1 protein-coding gene is annotated in these 4,498 nt (G+C 56.7%); it reads left to right on the top strand.

The annotated features are described in order from the left end of the window. The coding region (locus tag ADICEAN_RS22840; protein WP_040398545.1) for a hypothetical protein at nt 1-4,498 on the top strand (4,498 nt) is incomplete at both ends.

Here is a 4,498-nt window from a genome sequence, read left to right as displayed (position 1 = left end):
AATCAGCGGCCAGACCGGCACCAGCCTATCGGGCCTGGCGGCAGGAAGATACCAGCTGCGCGCTACCCGTACCGATCTGCAATGTAGCTCTGACCCCATCACTGTAGAGGTAGTGGATCAGCTGCCGGTGCAGACACTGACACTGACCCCTACGGCTCAATCTACCTGTGCCGGTACTCCTAACGGAAGCATCACTGCTTCCTACAGCATTGCCCCAGCCAGCTCAGGCACGGTAAGCTACCGCTGGTTTTTGGGCAGCTCGGCTACGGGCACCCCCATCAGCAGCGGCACCAGCAATACACTCGCCAACCTGGCCGGTGGCCAGACCTATACGGTAGAAGCCACTGATCCCCTTTCGGGCTGTATCACGGTTTCATCTGTAACTGTACCCCTGCAGCAGGCGGTGGTGATTGTGGCCGCTACCCCTGCTCCCAACAGCATTTGCGCCCCGGCCTCGGCCAAAAACGGCTCCATTAGCGTAAGCCAGGTGCAGCTCAACGGCACTACCGACAGCAACCTGGCCAACTATACCTTTAGCTGGTACCGGGAAGCAAGCGGCAGCTTTAGCCTGATCTCCGGCCAGACGGCTTCCAGCATCAGCGGCCTTGCCGCCGGCAGATACCAGGTCAGAGCCCTGCACAACCAGCTGCAGTGTCCCTCTGACCCCTTCACCGTAGAAGTAGTCGACCAGCTGCCAGTGCAAACCCTGACGCTGACCCCTACGGCTCAGACCAGCTGTTCTGGTGCTCCTAACGGAAGCATCAGTGCCGCCTATAGCATTTCGCCCGCCAGCAGCGGTACGGTAAGCTACCGTTGGTTCAGTGGCAGCACCGCTACAGGCACCCCCCTGAGCTTTACCGGCAACACCGCCACAGGCCTGGCGGGTGGCCAGATCTATACCGTGGAAGCTACCGACTCCCAAAGCGGCTGTATTACGGTAAGCTCGGTCTTTCTTCCAAGAGAAGAAGGGGTCGTAACACTGAATTTCGACATGACCCCTAACGGGATCTGTGATCCGGCCAAAGCAAGCGCAGGCACTACCTACTCAGGCAGCATCAGCGTAACCAATACCTTCTTCAACGGTACCGACCCCGGCAACCTGAGCGGCTACACCTTCCAGTGGTTTAGGGAAGTAAGCGGCAGCTTTACGGCCATCAGCGGACAAACCAGCGCCACCCTGAGCAGCCTGGCTCCCGGCCGCTACCAGGTAATTGCCACCCGTACCGACCTGGGCTGTAGCTCCGCCCCTGTAACCGTAGAAGTGACCAATACCCTGCCCGTCCTTAGCCTGAACCTGACCCCACTGGATCAGACCAGCTGTAACGGCACCCCCAACGGTGGCATTACGGCGGCCCTGAGCCTGGATGGTACTGCGCTTACTTCAGGTTATGACCTGGAGTGGTTCAGCGGTACCGGCAGCAGCCTTACGCCCCTGAGCACCGGCACCAGCAGCGGCATCAGCAACATTGCCGGTGCTGCCTATTACACCGTGCGGGCCACCCATGCCGCCACCGGTTGCGAAACTGTAAGTTCTGTGTATGTACCGGCCCGGGATGGAGTGGTAACCTTCGACCAGACCATCACCCCCAATACCGTTTGTACCCCCTCGCTGACGGCCAGCGGCACCTACAATGGCAGCATCCAGCTTCCCACCATCTACTTCAATGGCGCGGACGATGCCGCCAACCTGACCAACTACAGCTTCAGCTGGTGGCAGGAAGTAGGTGGCAGCTTTGTGGCCATGACCGGCCAGAGCGGCAGCAGCCTAACCAACCTGGCCCCGGGCCGTTACCAGGTTGAGGTGCGCCGCACCGACCTGAACTGTACCACCGGCCGCATTACCCTGCTAGTACCTGATCAGACCGTCAATCCGCAGCTGAGCCTGCAGGTTGATAACCTGCAACGCCATTGCGTTGCTCCTTACTCAGGAGCGATCCGTGCTTCGCTTACCATTGGTGGCGCTGCTGCCGATCTGAGCCAATACCGCTTTGAGTGGTACCGTGGCACGTCTATTTCAGGCACTTCCCTGGGCATTACCACCGATCAGGCTGGTCAGCTGGCCAGCGGTACCTACACCGTACGGGCCATCAATACCCTAACCGGCTGTACCGCTATCTCATCCATCTACCTGGGTGAGCAGCTGATTACGCCAGCTACCACCCTTGCCATAGAAGATATCAAGGGATGCCAAACCCTGGAGAAGGGCTACCTGACAGCCACCGTGATGGAAGGGGCTACTGAGGCGGATTATGCAAATTATACTTTCCGCTGGTACACCGGTCAGGCTGCAACAGGTGCTCCTCTGGCTGCCAACGGCCGTCTGCTGGATCAGCTGGATGGCGGAGAGGACCTGCCGTCCGGTTACTATACCGTAGTGGCCTTCAATGAGGTAACCCGCTGCGAGGCCCTGCCCCGTACCGGCTTCCTGCGAGCGCCGGTAGCCGTTAGCCACAACTTTGAAATCAACAGAAGACCCTCAGTTTGTACGCAGGACAACGGAGTTGCAACCATTTGGGTAGTAGATGAGAATGGAAATCCAACAGTAGATGGATATACCTTCGAATGGTATAAGGATCGTCCTATCGTGCCTAATACCAACTTCTATACCGACCCGAAAGCCGAGTTTGATCCTAATACGCCCATGTATCTGCTGCCGTCAGATACCTACGATACCCAAACCAATGTAGTTGGTACCGTATACCCCCCCAGCGGAACGGCCGATAACGAAGGTCCTACTGCCTATGGATTGTACTCAGGTATCTATACTGTTGTCATTACCGATAGCGAAGGCTGTAAGTCGATGGTGGAGATAGCAATTGCCTATGAAAACGCTCCCGAATCACTGGTAATGCGCCTGGAGCATGTAGAAGATTGTGAAGGAAGCCCTGGAGGTGTTGGAGTGAAAGCTATTGATATCAATGGCGATGCTTTTGAAGACCAGTCTCAGTATGCTTTCTTCCTTTACTCCGGCACCAATGTGGTCGATGCCAATAAGATCAATCAATCTCCGGTATTTGGCCCTGTAGGAACTGATGGAGAAACCTATTTTGGCGAAAGCACTGGCTTCCCGCTGACCCCTGGTGTCTACACCATCATTGCAGTAGACTTCTACGGTAACGGCTGCTCCTCTACCTCAAGAACCTTTGAGATCTACCAGATAGCGCAGCCACCCGTTGTCAATGCCGGCAACATTGTACCCAGCAGCATGTGCGAAGGCGGAAATGGCGCTGCAACCCTTATCATCAACAACGCTGAATATATACCAGGTGAGCTGGATTATGCCCTTACCAATGTAAGCATTCGCTGGACCAGCTGGCCTGGTAGCGATACCGGAGACGATACCTACCGCCCAGCCGATGTTTCCCTGGCGGATGGCTTACTCTTGGCAAACGATCCATCAGATCCTGAGTACAGAGAATTCAGCCGGGCCTTTACCGATCTGGCCGCCGGAACCTATACCCTTATGGTAGAAGGCAACACCGGCTGCGAAATGCCCTTTACTCTGGTGATCCCCGCCGCTCCAGAGCAGCCGATAGTAACCGCTACCGTTACCGACCAGACCTACTGCGATCCGGCAAACGGCGCAATTGATATCACAGGCATCAGCGGTGGTTCTGCCAATGCTGCTGACTACACCTTCTACCTGTACCGCGGACAGACGGATCTTGCCAGCGGCACCGCCCTGGCCAGTGGCAGCATGGCCGATATGGAGGCGCTGCAACTGGAAGACGACACCTACTACCTGGTAGCGGTACAAAACCTGGCGACGGGTCCTGGCAGCGGCTGTTCGTCCAACCCGCTGGAGCTGCGCATCCGCAACGAAAGTGTATATCCTGCAATTACGCTGGTGGCCAGCCCGAACGAATCCTGCGACCCCGCCGAGCATACCGGTGAAGTAGAGGCGCAGGTAACTACCGCTACCGGCATCTTTACCTACAACTGGTACCTGGTAGAAGCCAATGGCGCCCTTACTCCTGCAGATAATGGAAGTGTGCTAGCAGGCGCTACCACTGAAACTCTGCTGTTGTCTAATCTGGGCCCTGGCCTGTACCGCCTGGAGGTGCTCGCCGAAAACGGATGCCCTGTCTGGAGCGAAATTCAGCTGGGCGACTACATTCAGGTACCCGTAATAACGGTGGTAACAGCTACCCCTCAGACCAGTTGCGATGATAGCCAGGCCGAAGGTACAGCCACCGTCAGCGAGATCAGCTGGGGAGGCACTACCTATACCAGCTTTGCAGATTTCACCTTTGTGTGGAGAGATGCCAGCGGACAGGTAATTGCCGGTGCCAACACAGCATCCATTAGTGGACGTACAGCGGCTACCTACACTGTAGAAGCCTATAAGAATGCCAACCCTTCCAAGGGTTGTTACTCTGCCCCCTACACCATTGTAGTGCCGTATACGCCTATCTACCCCACCGTTACGCTGGCGGCCAACCCCAACGAGTCCTGTGATCCGCTGAACTATACCGGCGAGCTGCAGGCTACCATCAAT

This window comes from Cesiribacter andamanensis AMV16, from assembly GCF_000348925.1.
GTDB classification, from domain to species: domain Bacteria; phylum Bacteroidota; class Bacteroidia; order Cytophagales; family Cyclobacteriaceae; genus Cesiribacter; species Cesiribacter andamanensis.
Note: the sequence above shows the minus strand (reverse complement) of the source record. Positions and strands in the feature narration are given on the sequence as shown.